Here is a 21,984-nt window from a genome sequence, read left to right as displayed (position 1 = left end):
CGCCGGGCACCGACATCTCCGCTCTTCAGCGATGGATGCGTCGAACGGCATACGGCTTGACCGTAGACTTGGGCGATGAGCGAGGACCAGCGCCCCCGGCTGCGAGATCTCTTCCGTCCGCGCCCGGTCTCCACCGACCGCACCGTGACGACCGATGCCGATGAGGCGGTGCCCTTGCCGCTGCGCATCACGGCGAGCTACTCCTGGCGGCTGCTGATCATCGCCGCAGCGATCGGCGTCTTCATCTGGCTGGTGATGCTGCTGAAGCTCCTGGTGATCCCGCTCATGGTCGGCATCCTCATCACCGCACTCCTGTGGCCGGCGTTCTCGTGGATGCTGCGACGCGGATTCCCACGCTGGCTGGCGATCACGATCTCGCTGATCGGAACGGCCGCCATCGTGACCGGACTGATGTGGCTGGTCGTCTGGCAAGTGCGCGCTCAGCTGCCCGACGTGCAGGCACGCTCGACCGAGGCGTTCGACCAGTTCCAGGTCTGGCTCCACGAAGGTCCCCTGAACCTCTCCGACACCCAGATCGCCGACTACCTGCAGCAGGGCCTCGACTTCCTCGACGAGCAGACGCAGGCGCTCTGGACGGGCGCACTGGCCATCGGCACGACGGTCGGACACGTCGCGACCGGTGCGCTGCTGTCGCTGTTCATCCTCATCTGTCTCCTCGCCGACGGCGCAGGAATCTGGCGCTGGACCCTTCGGATCTTCCCGCGCAAGGCGCGGCCCGCCGTCGACGGTGCCGCCCGAAACGGCTGGGCGACGATCGTGAACTACGCCCGCACTCAGTTGTTCGTGGCCACCATCGACGCGATCGGCATCGGCCTCGGGGCGTTCCTGCTGCAGGTGCCGCTCGCGCTTCCGGTCGCCGTCCTGGTGTTCCTCGGCTCCTTCATCCCGATCGTGGGTGCGGTCGCGACCGGCGCCGTCGCCGTGTTCCTGGCTCTCGTCTACAACGGGCCGTGGATCGCACTGTGGATGCTCGTGGTCGTGCTGGCGGTCCAGCAGATCGAGGGCCACATCCTGCAGCCGATCATGATGGGCTCCGCGGTCAAGGTGCATCCGCTCGCCGTCGTCCTCGTCGTGGCGGGCGGCGCGATGATCGCCGGCATCCCCGGAGCACTGTTCGCCGTTCCGCTTGCGGCCTTCGTGAACGTCGCGGCCGTGACCATCAGTTCTGGTTCCTGGCGCACCGGCGTCGGGCCCAGCGGAGACCTTATCTGGAGCACAGTACCGCGCGAGCGGAGACGGAGGAATCGATGAGTGCAGTCCCCAGCCTGACCGAGTTCGAGCTAGCGGCTCAGAGTCTGGCTGAGGTGATCTCGCACACGCCGACGCTGCCGTCGCGAGCCCTCTCCGACATTCACGGAGGCACCGTCCTGCTGAAGATGGAGAATCTTCAGCGCACGGGCTCGTTCAAGATCCGCGGTGCCGCGTACCGCCTCTCACGCCTGAGCGCTGAGGAGCGCTCGCGGGGCGTCGTCGCCGCATCCGCCGGCAACCACGCCCAGGGTGTCGCGCTCGCGGCGCAGGCGCTCGGCATCCCCGCGACCATCTTCATGCCGCTGGGGGTTCCGGTTCCCAAGCTCCTCGCCACCCGCGGGTACGGCGCCGAGGTCGTGCTGGAGGGTGAGACCGTGGCGACATCGCTGCGTCTGGCGGCGGAGTTCTCCGAGCGTACCGGTGCGGTGCTGATCCACCCGTTCGACCACCGCGACGTCGTGATCGGGCAGGGGACGCTCGGACTCGAACTGCTCGAGGACGCCCCGGATGTCGACACCGTGGTCCTCGGCATCGGTGGCGGAGGCCTGATCGCGGGCGTCGCCGCGGCCGTGAAAGCGCGTGCCGCCGAACTCGGGCGCACCGTCCGCATCATCGGCGTCCAGGCCGAGAACGCCGCCGCTGTGCCCCCGTCGCTCGCTGCGGGCGAGCCCGTGGACATCGTCACCCGTCCGACCATCGCCGACGGCATCCTGGTCGCGCGCCCCGGCGCCATCCCGTTCGACATCATCAAGGAGCTCGTCGATGAGGTCGTCACGGTCTCGGACGACGACCTCGCTCGGGCGATCCTGATCCTGCTGGAGCAGGCGAAGGTCGTGGTCGAACCGGCCGGTGCGGCCGGCGTCGCGGCGATCCTGGCCGGCAAGGTCTCCGGCACCGGCACGACGATGGCGGTGCTGTCGGGCGGCAACATCGATCCGCTGCTCCTGCAGCGCGTGGTCTCGCACGGGCTTGCGGCATCGGGCCGATACCTCACCATCCGCGTCCCACTGCCCGACCGTCCGGGCCAGCTCGCCCGCGTCTCCGAGCTCATCGCCGAGGCGGGGGCGAATGTCATCGAGGCGATGCATACCCGTCATGGTCACGGACTCCAGATCAGCGAGGTCATCCTCGAACTCAGCGTCGAGACGCGTGGCCCCGAGCACTCGGAGCACACGCTCGACACGCTGCGGCGGGCCGGCTTCGAGCCCATCCTCGTCGCCGACTGACCTTCCCACCCACGCAGAAGCGCCCCCGCGTCCGAGAGGATGCGGGGGCGCTTCTGCGTGGGTGGTCAGCCCGCGTAAGTCTCCACGTTCACGATCTCCACGCTGATGGAACGCCCGTTGGGCGCCTCGTAGGCCGACTTCTCGCCGACCTTGAGGCCGAGGATGGCCTGACCGAGCGGGCTGGCCTCGCTGTAGACGTCGAGGTCGCTGCCGACCGCGATCTCCCGGCTGCCGAGGAGGAAGACCTCTTCGCCGCCGGCGACGAGAGCCGTGACGACGGTGCCGGGCTCGACGATCCCGCGGCTGGCGGGAGCCTCGCCGACCTTGGCGGTCTTCAGCAGAGCCTCGAGGGTGCGGATGCGGGCCTCCTGCTTGCCCTGCTCATCCTTCGCGGCGTGGTATCCGCCGTTCTCCTTGAGGTCGCCTTCTTCGCGAGCCGCCTCGATGCGCTTGGCGATCTCATCGCGACCGACGGTCGACAGGTGCTCCAGCTCGGCGACGAGCCGGTCGTAAGCCTCCTGCGTGAGGAAGGGAACCTGAGCATCGGTGGACATGGCGAAGCTCCTTCTTTCGGGATCCCTCCGGCGTGCTGCGGGGGATATGCCAAGACGCCCCGGCTCGTGCCGGGGCGTCGTATGTCTGCCACGAGTCTAGGCGACCCAGCAGGTGTTCACCAAACCTGTCGTGGCCTCGGCGACCGTCGGGATGGTGACCGACTTCGCCTGTGAGTGACTGTCCCCGGCGGGGATCTCGACGATCGTCCAGCCGACCACGCCGAACTCCTCATCGAGGGCTTCGAGAGCGCACACGACGTCCCGGCCCTGCACGCCGGTGACCTGGAAGCTCACCTCCACCGAGTGCTCGTCGACGAGCGTGAAGCCCAGATCGTCGGCGTCCACGGAGGCCATGGACTGCGCGACGGTCATCCAGCTGAAGGCACCGATCACGAGCAGCGCGAGGCCGCCGCCGACGATCCACGGCCACCGACGCCGTCGGGTTCGTCCATAGCGTTCGTCGAGCTGTTGTGCGGTCGTCACAGGTGGGTCTTCCCGGTCGTTAGGCTGGTGGTACCAGGTTATGCGACCTGCGTACGAAAGGCCGATTCATGCTCGCTCTGACCGAGACCCCGATGCCGACGCCCAGCATGACCGTCGATCCGGTGTCCGTCACCCCGGGGTTCGTGGGCTTCGCGGTGATCGTGGTGATCGTGATCGCCGTGATCCTGCTGATCTGGGACATGAACCGTCGGATCCGCCGCGTCCGGTATCGCGACGAGGTGCGCGAGGAGCTCGACGCCGAGGAGGCCGCCCGCGCCGCAGCCGGAGCACAAGCCGACACGAGCGCGACGGGATCGACCGAGGTCGACGGCTCGAGCACACACGACGAGGGTGAAGAACCGCCTGCACGCTGAGCGCCCACGAGTTCCGGAGCGCCCGAGTGAGGACGGGTGACGGTGACTACGGAGCGCCGAGCGAGGGCGACAGGGGCGCGATGGCGATGAGCAGGCACGCGGTCCAGTGGCACAGGAACGCGAGCACCGTGCACACGTGGAAGATCTCGTGGAAGCCGAAGTGGCCGGGCCAGGGGTTCGGTTTCTTGAGGGCGTAGACGACCGCGCCGCCCGTGTACAGGAGCCCGCCGACGATCACGAGCACCATCATCGCGACGTTCGCCGCGAGAAGGTCGCCGATGTACATCACCGCCGCCCAGCCGAGCAGCAGATACAGCGCGACGTACAGCCAGCGGGGGGCGTTGATCCAGAAGACGCGGAAGAGGATGCCGACGAGGGTCCCTCCCCAGACGAGGCAGAGGAGCAGCACTCCCTTCGCAGGCGGCAGCGCGAGCACGGCCAGCGGCGTGTAGGTGCCGGCGATCAGCAGCAGGATGTTCGCGTGATCGATCCGCTTCAGGAGCACCTTGACCTTCGGCTTCCAGTCGAACCGGTGGTAAAGCGCCGAGTTGCCGAACAGCAGCATGGACGTGACCATGAAGACCGCGGAGGCCCATTTCGCTGCGGCCCCGTCGGCGACGAGGATCAGGATCGCGCCGGCGACCACCGCCACCGGGAAGGTGCCCGCGTGGATCCACCCTCGCCACGTGGGTCGGATCTCCACCGCGGCATCGACTTCCCCGGCAGCGTGCAGCGGGAGCTCGGGGACGTCGGGACCGGACTGTTCGGGAGTGCTCACGTGCTCACTCTAAGCCGACGCGCATACCTCGACGAGCACATGATCCTCAGCGTCCGCACACAGTGGCGAAAGCCGGGGCACGGTAGCGTAGGGAGGTGATATCACGCGAGAATCCGGTGCGAGGGCCGCTGTATCGGCTCTACACCAGTCGGCTGCGTCGCCACCTCGATCCCGCTTCCGTCCCGCATCACGTCGCGATGATGATCGACGGCAACAGGCGATGGGCGCGCCAGCTCGGGTTCGACAGCGCGGCAGAAGGCCACCGGGCCGGGGCTGCGAAGATGCGTGAGTTCCTCGGCTGGTGCGACGAACTCGGCGTGCGCGTCGTGTCGCTGTATCTGCTGTCCAGTGACAACCTGCGAAAGCGGGACTCCGTGGAGCTCGCCGACCTCATCGAGATCATCGCCGAGCTGGCGGAGGCGCTCTCTCAGGAGGGCAACTGGCGGGTCAAGCACGTCGGACGCTCCGACATCCTGCCGCCCGAACTCGCCAGAGTGCTCGCCGACGCCGAAGCGCGCACCAAAGACCACAGCGGACTCCACGTGAATCTCGCCGTCGGCTACGGCGGCCGCAACGAGATCGTCGACGCCGTTCGCAGCATCATCACCAAGCACGAGGCATCGGGCGGCACGATGGAGGATCTCGCCGCCCACCTCACCCCGGAGATGATCGGGGAACACCTCTACACCGGGGGACAGCCGGACCCGGACCTCGTCATCCGCACGAGCGGTGAGCAGCGGCTGAGCGACTTCCTGCTCTGGCAGAGCGCTCACAGCGAGTTCTACTTCGTGGAGGCACTCGGGCCCGATCTCCGACAGGTCGACTTCCTCCGCGCCATCCGCGACTTCGCGGATCGCGACCGACGGTTCGGTCGCTGAAGCCGGGGCGGCGCGCTCGGCACCGTGCCACAATGACGCAGTGAGCACTTTCCAGGACTACGTCGACACTTTCGACAACGAGTCCGGCTACCTGAACTGGGCAGCATTCGGTCCGCTGTCCCCCTCCGTGCGCGAAGAGGTCTTCGCCGATGCCGACCTTCTGGGAAGCGGGCGCCCCTCCTCCCTGTCGCTGGTCGCCGAGCGCGTCGGCCAGGCGCAGGAGCTCGTCGCGGAGCTCCTCGGCGCAGACGCCGCCGACGTCACCCTGCAGCCCTCGTCGACGCACGGACTCATGCACGCGCTGTACGGCATCTCCGGGGCGGTCATCGCGAGCACGGCGGAGTTCCCCAGCGTCAGCCTGACGCTCGAGCGGGCCGCGACCGCATCGGACCGCGCGGTATCGCCCCGGTGGATCACGCCCGACGACGGACGCGTGACGCCGGAGGCAGTCGCCGAGGCGCTCGACGACGAGGTCGTCGCGCTGGCAGTGAGTCACGTCGACTTCCGCACCGGATACCGGGCCGACCTCGCCGCACTGCGTGACGTCATCGGCCCCGACCGCCTGCTCATCGTCGACGCGGTGCAGTCGTTCGGCGTGATCGACGTGGACTACGCGGCCGCCGACGTGGTCGTCGGACACGGATACAAGTGGTTGCGTGCGGGCAGGGGCAGCGCCTTCGCCTGGTTCGCGCCGCGTGCACGGGAGCGGATCGTCCCCGTGCTGTCCGGGATCACCGGAACGACGGCGACCGGACTGTTCGTCGATGAGCTGCCGGGGCCGGCGGCATCCGCGAGCGCCTACACGGTCAGCCAGCCGGACACCCTCGCGGCCGGGCGCCTCGCGATCGGCGTGCGGGACATGCGCGATGCCGGGGTCGCCGCCATCGAGGAGCGGCTCGCCGAGAACGTCGACCGTGTCATCGAGATCGCCGACCGCCATGGGATCGAGGTGAGTTCGCCGCGCGAGCGCGTGGAGCGGGCCGGCATCGTCGCGCTGGCACCGGAGGAACCTGCACGCCTCGCCGCAGCGCTCGCCAACGCAGGAATCGTCGTGACGGCCCGAGGTGCTTCGGTGCGGGTCGCCCCGCACGCGGGTACGGATGCTGCCACTTTCGAGCTCCTCGACGACGCCCTGCACACGTTCGGCAACGAGACGTTCATCAGCGCGTAACGAATCCCTGGCGTGTCGAGTTCGGGTTAATCCCCTGGGCGGTCGTACGTTCTAGGCATCGGGCAAGGCGCCCGTTCGGGTCGGCCTCAGGTTCGCGGCTCGTGACCCCCTGGTCGACTCGTTCGAATAGCCGGGATTCCCCGGGTCGGGAGTGGGTCGTGACCACACGTACAGCGCAGCAGGCCACCAGCACCGCGCAGCAGTCCACCCGTAAGACGTCGAGCCGGGCATCGTCGTCCGCCGATCCGGATCAGGATCTGCGCACCTACGTGCTCGACACCTCCGTTCTGCTGAGCGATCCGCAGGCGTTCTTCCGTTTCGCCGAGCACTCGGTCGTCGTCCCGGTCGTCGTGATCACGGAGCTGGAGGGCAAGCGTCACGACCCGGAGATCGGATACTTCGCACGGCAGGCGCTGCGGCACCTCGACGACCTGCGCATCGAGCACGGACGCCTGGACTTCCCGGTCGAGGTCGGGGAGGGCGGCACGCTCCGCGTCGAGCTGGCGAACACCGACTCCTCGGTACTCCCCGCCGGCATCCGGCTCAGCGACAACGACACCCGCATCCTCTCGGTCGCGATGCACCTCGCGCAGGACGGCCAGGACGTCACGATCGTCTCGAAGGACCTGCCGATGCGCGTGAAGGCCGCATCGCTGGGGCTCCGGGCCGAGGAGTACCTCGCCGAGCAGGCGGTGGACTCCGGATGGACCGGCATCGCGACGCTCGACCTCTCCGGCGACGACATCAGCGACCTCTACGAGAGCGAAGTCGGTATCAGCGACCAGGCTCGGGGGATCCCGGTGAACACGGGGCTGATCATCCACTCCGAGCGCGGATCCGCTCTCGGGCGCGTCACGGGTGACGGCGAGTTCCGCCTGGTGCGCGGCGACCGCGACATCTTCGGCATGCACGGCCGTTCGGCGGAGCAGCGGATCGCGATCGACCTGCTGCTCGACCAGGAGGTCGGCATCGTCTCCCTGGGCGGTCGCGCGGGAACCGGCAAGTCGGCGCTCGCACTGTGCGCCGGGCTCGAGGCCGTATTGGAGCGCCAGCAGCAGAAGAAGATCATCGTGTTCCGACCACTGTTCGCGGTCGGCGGCCAGGAGCTCGGCTACCTTCCCGGCGACCAGGGCGAGAAGATGGGCCCCTGGGGGCAGGCGGTGTTCGACACACTCGGCTCGGTCGTCTCCGGCAACGTCATCGAAGAGGTCGTCGAGCGCGGACTGCTCGAAGTGCTGCCCCTCACGCACATCCGTGGACGCTCTCTGCACGACGCCTTCGTGATCGTCGATGAGGCCCAATCCCTCGAGCGGAACGTGCTGCTCACCGTGCTGAGCCGCATGGGACAGAACTCGCGGGTCATCCTCACCCACGACGTCGGTCAGCGGGACAACCTCCGCGTCGGCCGGCACGATGGGATCGCCAGTGTCATCGAGACGCTGAAGGGGCATGAGCTCTTCGGACATGTCACCCTGACCCGCTCCGAGCGCTCGGCCATCGCCGCCCTCGTCACCGAGCTCCTGGAGGGCGGAGAGCTCAGCTGACGACGCATGACGGCGACGACGGCGGATGCCACGCGGGCTGAGACCGCGGCATCCGCCGTCGTGTGCGCGGGGATCTCGCCTTCCGCCGAATGCATGAGTGGCGACCGGATGCATGACCGTTCGGGCGCTGGACATCCTGCGTTCGTGCAATCCTCATGCATCCGGGGGCGGACCGGGTGGTCCGGGACTGCACAGCCGTGGTTTGAGAAACGTGATTCCACGGATTGCACTCCGGCGTGCGAGAGCAATGGTCACGTGCATCCAGGATGAGACGATGATCGACGTCGGCTCCGTCCTCGGGCACTTCGGAGGGGTCGCGCGCGGCACCCGACTTCAGGCGTTCGGCTGCTCGCGTTCGCGGCTGGGCGTCGAGTGCAGGGCCGGACGTATCGTTCGGGTGCGGCCCGGGGTTTTCGCGTCGGTTGACGCCGCACCGGAAGTGGTCTCGGCAGCAGCGCACGGTGGCGCCCTCACATGCGGTGGAGCTTTGCGCGCTCGAGAAGTGTGGACGCTCGAGATGCCGAAAGAGGTGCACGTGTGGATGGGTCTCGGTGGTCGACGTCATCATCCGGAGCGGTGCGGCTGCGTCGCCCACTTCACCCCAGGACGTATGGATATCGGAATCGCTCCGATCGATGTCGCGCTTCTGCACGCATTCGCCTGCTATGGCGAGGAGTTCTTCTTCGCTGCATTCGAGTCGGCATGGAACAAGCGGATGCTTACAGCCGCGGCACGCGCGAGGGTCCGGGCGGCTCTTCCTGCTTCCGCGCGCTGGCTCGTCGATCTTGCGCGGCCCGATGCGGAGAGCGGCTTGGAATCGCTGGTACGGCTGAGGCTCCACCTCATCGGAGTCGAGGTGCGAACGCAGGTCGCAGTCGCAGGAGTCGGACGAGTCGACTTCGTCATCGAGGGGCGGGTGATTCTGGAAGCAGACGGTCGGGAGAACCACGACGGACCGAGTCAGCGTCACCGGGATCTCATGCGCGATGCCGCGGCATCACGCCTCGGGTTCGAGACGCTTCGCTTCGACTACGCGATGATCTTGCACACCTGGGATGTGGTTGTGGCGGCCGTGATGGCAGCACTCGGCCGTGCGCGGGTCTGACCCGCACCATCCGCATGAGTTCTTGCCAGATGCATGAATGTTCCTGTTGGGTTCTCATGCACCCGGAACACGGTCATGCATTTGTGGACCGGAAACGACGGATGCCGCGAGGAACGAGTCCTCGCGGCATCCGTCGTTTCGTGCGGGTCAGCCCGGGTGCGTCATCGACAGCAGGTCGAGCTTCTCGTCGAGCTGCTCGAGAGTGAGGTCACCGCGCTCGACGTAGCCGAGGTCGATCACGGCGTCGCGCACGGTGATGCCCTTGGCGACCGAGTGCTTGGCGATCTTCGCGGCAGCCTCGTAGCCGATGAGCTTGTTCAGGGGGGTGACGATCGACGGGCTCATGCCCGCGAAAGCGGCGGCGCGTTCGACGTTCGCCTGCAGGCCGTCGATGGTCTTGTCGGCGAGCACGCGCGAGGCGTTCGACAGCAGCCGGATCGACTCGAGCACCGCCGTGCCCATCACCGGGATCGCGACGTTGAGCTCGAACGAACCGGATGCTCCGGCCCAGGCGACGGTCGCGTCGTTGCCGATCACGCGCGCGCACACCATCAGCACGGCCTCGGGGACGACCGGGTTGACCTTGCCGGGCATGATCGAGGAGCCGGGCTGGAGGTCGGGGATGTGCAGTTCGCCGAGACCCGTGTTGGGGCCGGAGCCCATCCACCGCAGGTCGTTGTTGATCTTGGTGAGCGAGACGGCGATCGTCCGCAGAGCGCCGGAGGCCTCGACCAGGCCGTCGCGGTTGGCCTGCGCCTCGAAGTGATCCTTCGCCTCGGTGATGGGCAGCTCGGTCTCAGCCGCGAGCAGCGCGATGACCTTCTGCGGGAAGCCGAGGGGCGTGTTGATGCCGGTGCCCACGGCGGTGCCGCCCAGGGGAACCTCGGCGACGCGCGGGAGGGCCGACTGCACGCGCTCGATGCCGAGGCGGATCTGACGGGCGTAGCCGCCGAACTCCTGGCCGAGGGTCACGGGCGTGGCGTCCATGAGGTGCGTGCGGCCGGACTTGACCGCGTCCTTCCACAGTTCCGCCTTCGCCTCGAGGGCCACGGCGAGGTGGTCGAGCGCGGGGATGAGTGTGTCGATGAGGGCCTGCGTCACGGCGATGTGCACCGACGTCGGGAACACGTCGTTCGAGGACTGCGAGGCGTTCACGTGGTCGTTCGGGTGCACGGCCGAACCGAGGATGCCGGTTGCGAGGGTGGCCAGCACCTCGTTCATGTTCATGTTCGACGACGTGCCGGAACCGGTCTGGTAGGTGTCGACCGGGAACTCGCCGTCGTGCGCGCCGGAGGCGACCTGGTCGGCGGCCTGGGCGATCGCGTCGGCGATGGCGCCGTCGAGCGTGCCGAGTTCCTTGTTGGCGAGCGCTGCAGCCTTCTTGATCCGGGCGAGGGCGGCGATCTGCGTCGATTCGAGGCCCTTGCCCGAGATCGGGAAGTTCTCGACGGCGCGCTGCGTCTGCGCCCCGTAGAGCGCGTTCACGGGGACCCGCACCTCACCCATGGTGTCGTGCTCGATCCGGTAGCCCTGCGCATTCTCGCCGCTGCGCTGGTCGGTGTCGGTCATTCAGAACCCTCCTTGGTTTCGGGGTCGATCCCCTTGGTGACGTCGGTGTCGAGCCCGACCGTGATGACGGGCACCGCCTCGCCCTCGGCCAGACGGTAGTTGGCGCCGACGATGCCCAGACGGCCTTCGGCGACGGCGTTGCTGATGATCTCGGACGACTGCAGCAGGTCGCGCACGGTGTTGCGCAGATGCTCGATGCCGACGAGCTCCGAGTCGATGTCGGCGACGGTGCCGCCGCCGCTCTCTGCCAGGACCTTCCGCGCGGCGGGGACGATCGGGGCGATCAGCTTCCAGATGTGCGGCGGCAGGGGAGCGGCGTCGATCGCGGTGCCGTCGATCGCCGCGCGAACCGCGCCGCAGGAGTCATGGGCGAGCACCACGATCAGGGGCACTTCGAGCACCGCGACCGCGTACTCGAGGCTCGCGACGATCGATTCGCCCATGACCTGGCCGGCGTTGCGGACGACGAACAGGTCGCCGAGGCCGAGGTCGAAGATGATCTCCGCGGCGAGACGTGAGTCCGAGCAGCCGAACAGTGTGGCGACGGGGTGCTGCGCCGCCGCCAGGTCTTTGCGTCGGAGCACATCCTGGTTCGGGTGACGCGGTTCGTCCGCGACGAAACGGCGGTTGCCCTCCTGCATCTGCTGCCAGGCTGCGGCCGGGGTCAGGGGGTGCGTCATGAGGCCTCCGAGATGTCGCGGATCTGCGGGATGAGGGATTCTGCGAGCTCCGCGGTGGAGTCTGCAGAGCGCGCGCCGTAGAGCAGGATGTAGTCGTCGCCCGCCTGAGTGCCGATGGCGTAGGTGACGTTCGCGTTGGACTCGGCGCTGCCGGGCTTGTAGACGTCCCAGTCGAGTCCGCCGATGCGCACCGTGTCCGTGGGTGCGATGCCGTTCAGTCGCTGCGGGGCCCAGGACGCGTCGGCGTCGAAGGCTTGCGCGACCTTGACGAAGCCGCGCTCGGTGTCGGATTTCGGGGCGAGCGTCACTTCCCAGACGACCGTGGCGCCACCCTGCATCTCCGCATTGTTCGCGCGCCAGAAGGTGCCGAGCTCGGGGATGAGGACGGGGCGCTCCATCGAGGACTCCACGCCTTCGGCCACGGCCGCGACGTCGAGCGGCTTGCGCTCGACAGGCTCGCCCCGGGGCACCGCGAAGATGATGACGGCGACGACGGCCACTGTGACCAGCAGCGCCGCGATGAGGTTGCGGAAGGTCTGGCTGGATCGGTAGGCCTTACTCGACGCCGCCTTGCGGGCGGCGGTCTCGTCAGGCGTCTCCGGGCGTCCGAGCTCGGCGATGATCGGAGGCTGCTTGCTCATGCGTCGCCGCCAGGAGTCTCTTCGTCCGATGCGGCTGCGCGAGCGGCATCCAGACGGCGTTTCGCGCCGAGCAGCCACTCCTCGCAGCGAGCGGCCAGCGCCTCGCCGCGCTCCCAGAGGGCGAGCGAGTGCTCGAGGGTCGGAGAGCCCTGTTCAAGCTCGGCGACGACCTTCACGAGCTCGTCACGGGCTGCCTCGAACGACAGCGTCTCCACGGGGATGTCGTTCAGGGCGCTCACCCCTCCATCCTACGTCGTGCGTCGTGTCGGCCCGGCTCAGTCGTTCTCAGGGATCTCGCCCTCCGAGCGGGCAGCCACCGATCCACGATCGACCGTGATCGTCAGGGCGCTGCCTGCCGGCGCATCCGCCGCATCGCGAAGGATCACGCCGCCCTCGAGGTGCGCGATCGCATAGCCGCGAGCCAGGGTCGCCGCGGGGGAGAGCGCCCGCAGGGAGGCGCGCAGCTCGCTGGTGCGACGTCCGGCGAGGTCGAGCTGCCGGGTGAGACTGTCACGACCACGCGACAGCAGGAGCCACAGCTCCTGCGCGCGCGCGTCGATGATCGGCGCGGGGGAGCGCAGGACCGGGCGGGAGCGGAGCTGCTCGAGCTGTGCGATGTCGTGCGTGAGGCGCTGCGTGAGGCGCGACGTCGCGCGGGATCTCAGCTGCGCGATCAGAGCCCGCTGCTCTCCGACGTCGGGGACCACGCGCTTCGCCGCATCCGTCGGGGTGGATGCGCGGAGGTCGGCGACATCGTCGAGGAGGGGGTGGTCGTTCTCATGTCCGATCGCGCTGACGACGGGAGTGGTCGCCGCGGACACCGCCCGCACGAGACGCTCATCGCTGAAGCCGAGGAGCGTCTGCGAGTCACCGCCGCCGCGGGCGATGATGATGACGTCGACCTCGGGGTCCGCGTCCAATTTCGCGAGGGCCGCCAGGGTGTCGGGCACACAGCGATCACCCTGCACGGCGGCGTACTCGGTGCGGAAGCGCACCTGCGGCCAGCGCAGCTCGGCGTTGCGGTGCACGTCCTTCTCGGCGTCCGAGCGCTCGCCGGTGATCAGCCCGATGACGTGCGGGAGGAACGGCAGGCGCTTCTTCCGGGCCGGGTCGAACAGACCCTCCTGACGCAGCTGCACACGGAGCTTCTCGAGACGCTCGAGCTGATCGCCGAGCCCCACGTGCTTCATCGCGGAGACCGCGAAGCTGAAGTCTCCGGCTTTGACGAAGTAGTCGGCCTTCACCGCGACGACGACGTGATCGCCGATGCCGATGTCGGACGGGATGCGTCCGCGCACACTCGACCACACGCGGATCGAGATCTGCGCGTCCGAGCGGGTGTCCTTCAGCCGTGCGAAGACGTTGCCGGCGCGCACGTTCCAGGACGTGATCTCACCTTCGACCCAGACCGTGTTCCAGCGGGCGATGAAGTCGCGGATCGTCGCGTTGAGCCTCGTGACCGAGGTGGGGGCATCGGCTGTGGAATCGCGAGGGGCGACCGAATCGGCGGGCGGCGTCTCACCCTGGCCCGTCGTCGCTTCGAAGACTGTCATCCGCTCCCGTTCCTGACCCTGGTCTCTCCGGCCCCGCACAGCCGCGCGGCGGTAGAATCCAAGGGTGACTTCGACTGCCGTGCATCTCCCCGTCCCCCGTCTCCCACGTGTTCGTGCGGCGGCCGGACGGCTTCAGGATAACCCGGTGGCCGGACGCAAGCGGGTCCTGCTCGCCGCGCCGCGCGGATACTGCGCCGGCGTCGACCGCGCCGTCGTCGCCGTCGAGAAGGCGCTCGAACGCTACGGCGCCCCGGTCTATGTGCGCAAGCAGATCGTGCACAACATCCATGTCGTGACCGAGCTCGAGGAGAAGGGCGCGATCTTCGTCGAAGAGGTCGACGAGGTCCCCGAGGGCGCGCACGTCGTCTTCAGTGCGCACGGCGTCTCCCCGGCGGTCGTCAACGCCGCATCGGATCGTGGACTGCACGCGATCGATGCGACCTGCCCTCTGGTCACCAAGGTTCACCGCGAGGCCGTGCGATTCGCCCGCGACGACTTCGAGATCCTGCTCATCGGTCACGAGGGTCATGAAGAGGTCGAGGGGACGGCAGGCGAGGCCCCGGAGCACGTCACGGTCGTGAACTCCCCGGAAGAGGCAGACACCGTCGTCGTGAAGGACCCCAACAAGGTCGTCTGGCTCTCGCAGACCACTCTCTCGGTCGACGAGACGATGGAGACGGTGAATCGCCTCCGCACGCGCTTCCCCGAGCTGCACAACCCGCCGTCCGACGACATCTGCTACGCCACGCAGAACCGCCAGGTCGCGATCAAGAAGGTCGCGGCCGGTGCCGACCTCGTGATCGTCGTCGGCTCGTCGAACTCCTCCAACAGCGTGCGCCTCGTCGAGGTCGCGCTCGAGTACGGCGCGAAGGCCGCCTACCGCGTCGACTACGCGGAGGAGATCCAGCAGGAGTGGCTCGACGGCGTCGAGACCGTCGGCGTCACGAGTGGTGCATCCGTGCCCGAGGTACTGGTGCGCGAGGTACTGGATGCGATCGGCGACGCCGGGTACCGTGATGTCGAAGAGGTCAAGACCGCAGAGGAGGACCTCATGTTCTCCCTGCCCAAGGAGCTTCGACACGATGCTTCCGGTCAGCGTGACGATCGCGCACTCGGCGGTCGCGCCACTGGAGGAGGCGCGTAGCGTTGAGCGCCGCGGAAGCGGAGCCGACCCTCATCGGGTCGGTACAGCGCGCGCTGCGGCTGGTCGACATCGTCGCCAATTCACCTCGGCCGCTTCCGACCAAGATGCTGGCGGCGATTACGGGGCTGACACCGGGCACGACATACAATCTCGTGCGCACCCTCGTCCACGAGGGGTATCTGAACTCCGAACCCGACGGGTTGGTGCTCGGGGCCCGGTTCCCCTCGTTCCAGCAGCAGATCGACTCGCGGGGTGTCTTCCTGGCTCGAGTCCGAGCCGCCCTCCGGGACGTGACGGAGGATGTGGGGGCGACCGCGTACCTCTCCCGGTTCGCTGATGGAGAGATGCACCTGGTCGACATCGTCGACGCGGTGCGCAACCCGAGGGTGGAGCTGTGGGTCGGACTGCAGTCGAGCGCGCACGCGACGGCTTTGGGGAAGCAGATCCTGGCGGACCTGCCCGATGATGAGCGACTGGACTACCTCTCCCGACATCGCCTGGAGGAGCTCACGCCGCGCACGATCAGCGATCGCACGACACTGCTGACCCAGCTGGAGCACTCGCCCGGGTGGGCGGTGGATCATGAGGAGTACGTGATCGGCGCGACCTGTGTGGCGGTGCCGGTCATCGCCCCCGGCGTCACCGCGTCGCTCGCGATCTCGTTGCCGGCCGACCGCGCAGTGGTGGACAGCGAGCTGGTGGCGACGCTGCAGCGAACGGCCAGACGGCTCTCGCTGCAACTCGGCGCCGACAACTTCGACGCGGGTTCCGACGGCGCGGAGTTCACTATCTGAAGTCTGACCCCTGGCGCTCGGGCACACGTTTTCCTATGATCAGGTGAGTAGCGGCATGCATCAGCGCTACTGATCACCACAGGCGTCCCCAGCGCCGGTGATCAAATTGGATGAGAAGCGTCCCCAGCGCTTCACGTCCGCGGCCCCGCGAAGTCCCCACTTCTCCGGGGCCGCTATCGTTTTCACGCGCCCTCGCTGTGAATCGCCCAGGGTCGGGACGGTTAGCATGGCGGGATGACCGATCAGCGCCCGCAGTACGGCGAACTCGCCACGCCCGAGGAGCAGCGGCGAGCCGCCGGCTTGCCGCCCCTCGACGAGGTCGTCGTCGCCCCGCCGGCACCGCCGGCCGCAGGCCCGACGGTGCCCGATCCGAGCGCGAGCGCCCCGGCGGCACGTCCGCACCCGGTCGACCGCTTCGTGACCATCGCGCTGCTTGCCTACGGCCTGGTGAACATCATCATCACCGGGTTGTCGTATCTCGATCTGCCCACCGTGATGAACGAGACGATGAAGATCCTCGGCATCGAGGGGGAGTTCACGAACTTCGCCCAGGGGCGGATCTGGGGGACGATCGCGGCCATCGTGCTCGCCGTCGGATGGTCGATCACGGCGGGGCTGTCGATCCGACGTCTGCGGCGTCGACGGATCAGCTGGTGGGTGCCGGTCGCGGGTGCGCTGGCGACGATGATCGTCGTGACGATCTGCATCTCGGTGCCGATGATGAACGACCCGGCGTTCGTGGCCTACCTCGCGACCGTCGGGCAGTAGCCGCGGGAGCACGTACTGTCGAAGGATGCTTCAGAACAGCTTCGGCATCCAGCTCTCCTACGCCTCCGTGGATCGTGGCGACGGCTCCGACCCTCGGCCATCGGCCCGAGACATCCTCTCCCTGTTGCGTGTTCCCGCCGGTATGCGCGATGCGACAGCCGCGTGGGATGACCGGGAGGAGGCCGTACTCGCGATCCCGGTGACGGACGACGGCCACGTCCTGACGCTCAGCGAGGAGGACACGGTCGAGTCGACCCTGTCGACGAGCGAGCTGAAGTCAGCCTTCGAGGCGGAGGGCCTGACGCTCTGGCTGGACGTGGACGTGGACGTGGATGAGGACGAGGCGTTCGGCTTCGATCCGGTGGAGGAACTGGTCGACGAGCTCATCGACGATTCGGCCGAGGTGGGCGCCGACGAGTCGGAGGATGCCGCGATCGATTCCGCACTGTTCGCGGCTTCGGCGGTGAGGGTCTCCGCGTTCTCGCACCGCGGCCCCGGCATCGCGAGGATCCTGGCGACGGCGCGCAGAATGCCCGTCGATCACCGGGAGTCCGGCGACTGGTCGCTTCAGCAGTTCGAGACCTCGGAGCCGACCGGTGATTGGTCGACTTCCAGGGCGGAGGTGCCCGTGATCGAGCTGAATCGCGCGGACGCCGACGTGTGGTTCGAGGTGACCACGGGCAACGGCGGTCCGGTGCCGTTCTGGACGGATGCGGAACGCGACACCCTACCCGTGCTCGACATCGACGCCATCCGTGTTCCCGAGACTGCGGAGATCTACCGTCGACTGCTCACCGAGGGTGACGGGAGCCGCGATGAGCTCCTGGAGCTGGCCGCCGCCGTCAGGCTCGATGTGGATGCCGCCCACCGCGCACTGATTCCCGAGGCATTGGGTGGTGTGATCGGTGCCGAGTCCCGCGAGCGAGCCTTCCTGGCCGCCTTCGGCGTCGCGCCGGACTTGATCGACGCCGCGTTCGGCGGGGCGACCGCACGGCCGCAACGACGGTTCCTGCCGGTGGGGTGGTGGACCGCGGTGCGGGAGACGGCGATCGCCGGGGTCGGGGAATTCACGCCTCTCACCCGTCGGGAACGCCCGCTCGCGCGGCTCGGCGAGGCTCTCCGCCGCCGTCCCGTGGTCGGCCTCGCCCTGTCGTTCGGGGAGTTCGCCGCGGGAGCGTGGGTCACGTCTCGCGTGCGGGGAGCGGGCAGGACCCTCGGGTTGCTGCTCGTGATCGATGCGTTGATCGATGCAGCGATCTCGATCGTCCGGATCCGCCGCGGCCGAGGCTGACGGCTGCCCGGCTGCCCGGCTGGCCGACCGCGCCACGCTGCGAAATGAGAGATGCCCCAGCCGACCGGCTGGGGCATCTCTCATCGAAGTCGCGACGGATCAGCTCTTCGACTGGCCGTACGAACCGAGCTGACGGGTCGATTCGACCACGCGGGCGGCCATCGCCGACTCGGCGATCTTGCCCCAGGCGCGGGGGTCGTACTGCTTCTTGTTGCCGACCTCGCCGTCGACCTTCAGCACGCCGTCGTAGTTCTTGAACATGTAGTCGGCGATCGCACGCGTGTAGGCGTACTGCGTGTCGGTGTCGATGTTCATCTTGATGACGCCGTTCGCGACCGCGAGGGCGATCTCCTCGTCGGTCGAGCCGGAGCCACCGTGGAAGACCAGATCGAGCGGCTTGGCGCCCGTGTTGTACTTCGCTGCGACCTCGGCCTGGATCTCGCCGAGGAGTTCCGGGCGCAGCTTGACCCCACCCGGCTTGTACACGCCGTGCACGTTGCCGAACGTGAGGGCGGCGATGTAGCGGCCCTGCTCGCCGAGACCGAGGGCCTGCACGGCCTGGTCGACGTCCGCGAACGTCGTGTAGAGGGCGTCGTTCGAGCCCTCGTGCTGCACGCCGTCTTCTTCGCCGCCGACGACGCCGATCTCGACCTCGAGGATGGCGTTGATGTTCTTCATGCGGGGGAGAAGGTCCTTCGCGATCTCGATGTTCTCCGCGAGGGGAACCGCCGAGCCGTCCCACATGTGGGACTGGAAGATCGGGTTGCGGCCGGCCTTGACCTCGTCCTCGGAGGCTGCGATCAGCGGCTCGACGAAGCCGGCGAGGGCGTCCTTCGGGCAGTGGTCGGTGTGCAGCGCGACGGTGATCGGGTAGTTCTTGGCGACCTCGGTCGCGAAGCGGGCGAAGGCGAGAGCGCCGGTGGCGCGTGCCTTGACGGTGTGGCCGGCGAAGTAGTCGGCTCCACCCGTGGTGACCTGGATGATGCCGTCGGAGCCGGCCTCGGTCAGCCCCTGGAGGACGGCGTTGATCGTCTGCGAGCTCGAGACGTTGAATGCGGGATACGCGAAGCCGCCGGCCTTCGCGCGGTCGAGCATTTCGGCGTACTGATCCGGGGTGGCGACGGGCATGAGAACTCCTGCGATAAGGGAAGCCGGGACAGGTGCCACTCTATCGGGGCCACCGGAGTCGTATCGAAGGTCGGCCGCACCGCTCGCACGGTCGCTCGTGCCCAGGCGTTAAGAATCGCGATTCCTTCGCGGGATAGAGGCGGAAAACCGGGCTGTTCGCTCGCTTCGATAGCTAGGCTGACCGCATGGTGAGTCTGACTGCGGATCTGAGCCCTCTTCGTCCCGACCGTAACCTCGCGATGGAGTTGGTGCGAGCGACGGAGGCTGCGGCCATCCGCGCGGTCCCTTTCATCGGTCGAGGCGCGAAGGAGGCCGCCGACGGGGCGGCCGTCGACGCGATGCGCGCGTTCCTGGGCACCGTCGACTTCCAAGGCCGCGTCGTGATCGGCGAGGGCGAGAAGGACAACGCACCCATGCTGTTCAACGGCGAGGTCGTCGGCACCGGGCGCGGACCGCTGTGTGACATCGCAGTCGATCCCATCGACGGAACCTCCCTCACCGCAGCGGGTCGGCAGAACGCGCTGTCCGTGATCGCGGTGTCCGACCGGGGCACGATGCTGGATGCCTCCACCGTCTTCTACATGGACAAGCTCGTCACGGGACCCGCAGGCGTCGGTGTCGTCGACATCCGGCTCCCCATCGGCGAGAACATCCGCAAGCTCGCCGGTGCGCTCGACAAGCCCGTCGACGAGATCGTCGTGTCGGTACTGAACCGTCCGCGTCATGAGCAACTCATCCAGGAGATCCGCGATGCGGGCGCCGGCACCCGACTGATGAGCGACGGTGACGTCGCGGGTGGGATCAACGCCGCCCGGCATGATGCGCGCACCGACATGTGCGTCGGCGTCGGAGGCAGCCCCGAGGGCATCGTCACGGCATGCGCCATCAAGGCGCTCGGCGGACACATCCAGGGGCGCCTGTGGCCGCGTGACGACGACGAGCGTCAGCGCGGGATCGACGCCGGGCTCGACATGGACAGGGTCTACGAGGCCGACGACCTGGTGCAGGGCAACAACACGATCTTCGTCGCGACGGGCGTGACCGACGGCCAGCTCGTTGCCGGCGTCCGCCGCGAGCGGGGCTATGTGTACACGGAGAGCGTCGTGCTCCGCGGTGCTTCCGGGACCCTCCGGCGCATCGCCTCGGAGCACCTCGTCTCGAAGTGGCTCTGATTCACAGGCCCCTCTGAGGGCGCGTTCTCCCGGCCGACGACGACGGCATCGTTATCGAGCCGGTATAGGGCTGGGGTGGCGTGAGCCACGCTTTCCGGAGCGCCGTGTCACAATTGTCACTGGGTTTGTCGCCGTGGACGGAGCCGTCAGGCACCGCAGGCACAGGAGGGCGAACGGATGACAACGCAGCACACGAGCGGCTCGAATGCCGCCGCGACGAAGATCATCACGACGAACACCGGGCGAATTCTCCGAGTGAGCGCCGACGCCGAGCCGGGCGTCGCAGCCACCCCGTCCGTCACCACCCCACCGGCGGCGGTCGCCGATCCGGCTCGCCGCGCTGACGTGCTGTTCCGCGTCCGCCGCGACGAGGGCCATGAGATCAGCGCCTGGTGGATGATCGGAGCTTTCCTCGCCACCAGTGGCCTTGTGATCCTGCTGCTCAGCGGCGTACCCGGTATCGCCTGAGGCGCTGCTCGACAGTTCGTCCGCGCGCTACGCCGTAGGCCGCAGTGCAGGCGTGACGGCGGTGCACAGCGTCGGTGGCCCCTAGATCTCGTCGAGACGAACCCGTACCTCGCCCACGTCCGCGCGCACTGATGCCGCTCCGATGTGATCCGTGGCTCCTGGCATTTCGGCGACGGGTTCGTCCCCGTGCTCGTCTGCGGCGATCAGCTCGGGAGCGGTGAACCGTCGTCCCGTGCCCTCCGTCACCGCCGGAACGGATGCGAGAGCCGCGGCGTCGACGCCGGGGAACTGCCGCGCCGTCACGAGCACGCGCGTCTCGAGCGAGCCGGCGAAGCGGTTGTAGCTGTCAACCGTGCGCTCCAGGGCGCGGCGCAGATCGTCGGCATGCCCGGCGAGAGTGCCCAACCGGTCGTAGAGCTGCGTGCCGAGAGTGAGCAGCGTACGTGCCTCGGTCGACACCTCCTGCTGCGTCCATGTGAATGCCACGGTCTTCAGGACGGCCCAGAGGTTCACGGGAGACGCGAGCGCCACTCGTCGGCTGAACGCATAGTCGAGCAGTGTCGGGTCTTCGTCGATGGCCGCGGCGAGCAGCGACTCGCTCGGCAGGAAGCAGATCACGAACTCAGGACTCGCGTCGAGTCCTGCCCAGTACGCCTTTTTGGCCAGGGCATCGATGTGCGCGCGGACAGCTTTCACGTGCTTCTGCATGAGGGCGCGCCGCTGCGGCTCCTGGGCGTCACCCGCCGACAGCGCCGAAGCCTCGAGGTACGCGTCGAGCGGCACCTTGGCGTCGACCGCGATGGAGCTGCCGCCGGCGAGACGGATGACCATGTCGGGCCGACCCTGGCCCCGGTCGGAAGAGATCGTCGCCTGCAGATCGAAGTCGATGTGACGCGTGAGCCCCGCCGCTTCCACCACACGGCGTAGTTGCGTCTCGCCCCACACTCCGCGAGTGGCTGTCGAGCGCAGCGCTCCGGCGAGGGACTCCGTCGTCGCCCGCAGCGCCTCGTCGGACTCCTGCGCGCGTCGCAGCTGCTCCTCCAGCGTGCCGAACTGGGCGTGGCGCTCGCGTTCGATCGCGGTGACCTTGGTCTGCATCTGCTGCAGGCTCTCCCGCACCGGAGCCAGCGCCGTCAGCACCGCGTTCTGCTGCTGCACGCGCTGCGCCTCGGCTCGCTGCTCGTTCCGTGAGTGCTCGACGGCATCGCGGTAGAGGTCGTACTGGCGGTCGCGGTCGTCGCGCGCGGCGGCCAGCTCGGCCTGAGCGCGCGCGAGATCAGCGGCCCCACGTCCTGCGTGCAGGAACCAGCCCATAGCGACACCCGCCGCGAGGGCGACGAGGAGGAGAACCACAGCCAGAGCATCCATGTGTTCATGATGCGGCCGGCATC

General features: G+C 68.2%; 23 protein-coding genes. 13 read left to right on the top strand and 10 right to left on the bottom strand.

Annotation, left to right across the window (positions count from 1 at the left end; translation table 11 throughout):
• The first annotated feature begins 75 nt into the window (after nucleotides 1-75).
• A complete protein-coding gene (locus ACCO44_RS15835; RefSeq protein ID WP_029262973.1) occupies nucleotides 76-1,272 on the top strand; it encodes an AI-2E family transporter in 1,197 nt (398 codons plus the stop codon).
• A complete protein-coding gene (gene ilvA, locus ACCO44_RS15830) occupies nucleotides 1,269-2,498 on the top strand; it encodes a threonine ammonia-lyase (RefSeq protein WP_029262972.1) in 1,230 nt (409 codons plus the stop codon). The genes ACCO44_RS15835 and ilvA overlap by 4 nt, the downstream gene beginning before the upstream one ends.
• 65 nt (nucleotides 2,499-2,563) lie before the next feature.
• Here the strand turns inward: ilvA and greA are convergent, their stop codons facing one another.
• Nucleotides 2,564-3,052, bottom strand: a complete 489-nt coding sequence (greA, locus tag ACCO44_RS15825; RefSeq protein WP_029262971.1) for a transcription elongation factor GreA — start codon at nucleotides 3,050-3,052, stop codon at nucleotides 2,564-2,566.
• Between the two features lie 96 nt (nucleotides 3,053-3,148).
• The gene (locus tag ACCO44_RS15820; RefSeq protein ID WP_372467318.1) at nucleotides 3,149-3,535 is read right to left on the bottom strand and encodes a DUF4307 domain-containing protein; all 387 of its coding nucleotides are present in this window, start codon (nucleotides 3,533-3,535) and stop codon (nucleotides 3,149-3,151) included.
• A 68-nt stretch (nucleotides 3,536-3,603) separates the two neighbouring features.
• On the opposite strand from ACCO44_RS15820, the gene ACCO44_RS15815 reads away from it, so the two are divergent.
• Nucleotides 3,604-3,909: a hypothetical protein gene (locus tag ACCO44_RS15815; protein ID WP_029262969.1), complete on the top strand. Its 306-nt coding sequence runs from the start codon at nucleotides 3,604-3,606 to the stop codon at nucleotides 3,907-3,909.
• A 46-nt stretch (nucleotides 3,910-3,955) separates the two neighbouring features.
• Here the strand turns inward: ACCO44_RS15815 and ACCO44_RS15810 are convergent, their stop codons facing one another.
• Nucleotides 3,956-4,687, bottom strand: a complete 732-nt coding sequence (locus ACCO44_RS15810) for a hemolysin III family protein (RefSeq protein ID WP_029262968.1) — start codon at nucleotides 4,685-4,687, stop codon at nucleotides 3,956-3,958.
• 98 nt (nucleotides 4,688-4,785) lie between these two features.
• Here ACCO44_RS15810 and ACCO44_RS15805 point away from each other — a divergent pair, with 98 nt between their 5' ends.
• From ACCO44_RS15805 to ACCO44_RS15790, 4 genes are all read left to right on the top strand, one after another.
• Nucleotides 4,786-5,565, top strand: coding sequence for an isoprenyl transferase (locus ACCO44_RS15805; protein WP_029262967.1), 780 nt, complete (start codon nucleotides 4,786-4,788; stop codon nucleotides 5,563-5,565).
• 40 nt (nucleotides 5,566-5,605) lie between these two features.
• Nucleotides 5,606-6,736 (top strand): aminotransferase class V-fold PLP-dependent enzyme, encoded by a 1,131-nt coding sequence (locus ACCO44_RS15800; RefSeq protein ID WP_372467316.1) that lies wholly within the window; start codon nucleotides 5,606-5,608, stop codon nucleotides 6,734-6,736.
• Between the two features lie 158 nt (nucleotides 6,737-6,894).
• Entirely contained in the window at nucleotides 6,895-8,280 is a 1,386-nt protein-coding gene (locus ACCO44_RS15795; RefSeq protein WP_029262965.1) for a PhoH family protein, read from the top strand.
• Nucleotides 8,281-8,890: 610 nt separating this feature from the next.
• Complete coding sequence (locus tag ACCO44_RS15790) at nucleotides 8,891-9,385, top strand: endonuclease domain-containing protein (protein ID WP_258133898.1); 495 nt, start codon at nucleotides 8,891-8,893, stop codon at nucleotides 9,383-9,385.
• Between the two features lie 147 nt (nucleotides 9,386-9,532).
• On the opposite strand, the gene ACCO44_RS15785 is transcribed toward ACCO44_RS15790, so the two are convergent.
• From ACCO44_RS15785 to xseA, 5 genes are read right to left on the bottom strand one after another with little or no spacing between them, the layout of a single operon-like run.
• Nucleotides 9,533-10,954 (bottom strand): aspartate ammonia-lyase, encoded by a 1,422-nt coding sequence (locus ACCO44_RS15785; protein WP_105709551.1) that lies wholly within the window; start codon nucleotides 10,952-10,954, stop codon nucleotides 9,533-9,535.
• The gene (locus ACCO44_RS15780; RefSeq protein WP_262000616.1) at nucleotides 10,951-11,634 is read right to left on the bottom strand and encodes a carbonic anhydrase; all 684 of its coding nucleotides are present in this window, start codon (nucleotides 11,632-11,634) and stop codon (nucleotides 10,951-10,953) included. Before ACCO44_RS15780 ends, ACCO44_RS15785 begins: the two co-directional genes overlap by 4 nt.
• Entirely contained in the window at nucleotides 11,631-12,275 is a 645-nt protein-coding gene (locus ACCO44_RS15775) for a DUF4245 domain-containing protein (protein WP_262000617.1), read from the bottom strand. Before ACCO44_RS15775 ends, ACCO44_RS15780 begins: the two co-directional genes overlap by 4 nt.
• Nucleotides 12,272-12,514: an exodeoxyribonuclease VII small subunit gene (locus tag ACCO44_RS15770; RefSeq protein ID WP_372467313.1), complete on the bottom strand. Its 243-nt coding sequence runs from the start codon at nucleotides 12,512-12,514 to the stop codon at nucleotides 12,272-12,274. The genes ACCO44_RS15775 and ACCO44_RS15770 overlap by 4 nt, the downstream gene beginning before the upstream one ends.
• Nucleotides 12,515-12,550: 36 nt before the next feature.
• The gene (gene xseA / locus ACCO44_RS15765) at nucleotides 12,551-13,828 is read right to left on the bottom strand and encodes an exodeoxyribonuclease VII large subunit (protein ID WP_372467310.1); all 1,278 of its coding nucleotides are present in this window, start codon (nucleotides 13,826-13,828) and stop codon (nucleotides 12,551-12,553) included.
• 64 nt (nucleotides 13,829-13,892) lie between these two features.
• Between xseA and ACCO44_RS15760 the strand changes: the two genes are divergently transcribed.
• The 4 genes from ACCO44_RS15760 to ACCO44_RS15745 all read left to right on the top strand — a co-directional run bounded on the left by ACCO44_RS15760 (nucleotide 13,893) and on the right by ACCO44_RS15745 (nucleotide 17,825).
• Nucleotides 13,893-14,972, top strand: a complete 1,080-nt coding sequence (locus ACCO44_RS15760) for a 4-hydroxy-3-methylbut-2-enyl diphosphate reductase (protein WP_181156177.1) — start codon at nucleotides 13,893-13,895, stop codon at nucleotides 14,970-14,972.
• Nucleotides 14,973-14,974: 2 nt separating this feature from the next.
• The gene (locus tag ACCO44_RS15755; protein WP_372467309.1) at nucleotides 14,975-15,766 is read left to right on the top strand and encodes an IclR family transcriptional regulator; all 792 of its coding nucleotides are present in this window, start codon (nucleotides 14,975-14,977) and stop codon (nucleotides 15,764-15,766) included.
• Between the two features lie 234 nt (nucleotides 15,767-16,000).
• Complete coding sequence (locus tag ACCO44_RS15750) at nucleotides 16,001-16,534, top strand: DUF6264 family protein (RefSeq protein ID WP_372467307.1); 534 nt, start codon at nucleotides 16,001-16,003, stop codon at nucleotides 16,532-16,534.
• A gap of 25 nt (nucleotides 16,535-16,559) precedes the next feature.
• The gene (locus tag ACCO44_RS15745) at nucleotides 16,560-17,825 is read left to right on the top strand and encodes a hypothetical protein (protein WP_105709555.1); all 1,266 of its coding nucleotides are present in this window, start codon (nucleotides 16,560-16,562) and stop codon (nucleotides 17,823-17,825) included.
• 99 nt (nucleotides 17,826-17,924) lie between these two features.
• Here the strand turns inward: ACCO44_RS15745 and fbaA are convergent, their stop codons facing one another.
• The gene (gene fbaA / locus ACCO44_RS15740; protein WP_105709556.1) at nucleotides 17,925-18,953 is read right to left on the bottom strand and encodes a class II fructose-bisphosphate aldolase; all 1,029 of its coding nucleotides are present in this window, start codon (nucleotides 18,951-18,953) and stop codon (nucleotides 17,925-17,927) included.
• Nucleotides 18,954-19,138: 185 nt separating this feature from the next.
• Between fbaA and glpX the strand changes: the two genes are divergently transcribed.
• Together glpX and ACCO44_RS15730 are read left to right on the top strand one after the other, a co-directional pair.
• Nucleotides 19,139-20,125, top strand: a complete 987-nt coding sequence (glpX, locus tag ACCO44_RS15735; RefSeq protein WP_029262953.1) for a class II fructose-bisphosphatase — start codon at nucleotides 19,139-19,141, stop codon at nucleotides 20,123-20,125.
• A 177-nt stretch (nucleotides 20,126-20,302) separates the two neighbouring features.
• Complete coding sequence (locus ACCO44_RS15730; RefSeq protein ID WP_262000620.1) at nucleotides 20,303-20,593, top strand: hypothetical protein; 291 nt, start codon at nucleotides 20,303-20,305, stop codon at nucleotides 20,591-20,593.
• Nucleotides 20,594-20,674: 81 nt separating this feature from the next.
• Here ACCO44_RS15730 and ACCO44_RS15725 read toward each other — a convergent pair whose 3' ends face one another.
• Nucleotides 20,675-21,961 carry a DNA recombination protein RmuC gene (locus ACCO44_RS15725; protein ID WP_372467303.1) on the bottom strand — a complete coding sequence of 429 codons (1,287 nt, stop codon included), beginning with the start codon at nucleotides 21,959-21,961 and terminating at the stop codon, nucleotides 20,675-20,677.
• Nucleotides 21,962-21,984: the final 23 nt, after the last annotated feature.

The organism is Microbacterium maritypicum, assembly GCF_041529975.1.
Taxonomy (GTDB): Bacteria; Actinomycetota; Actinomycetes; order Actinomycetales; family Microbacteriaceae; genus Microbacterium.
The sequence above is the reverse complement of the archived record's forward strand: the minus strand, read 5'-3'. Positions and strand labels throughout refer to the sequence as shown.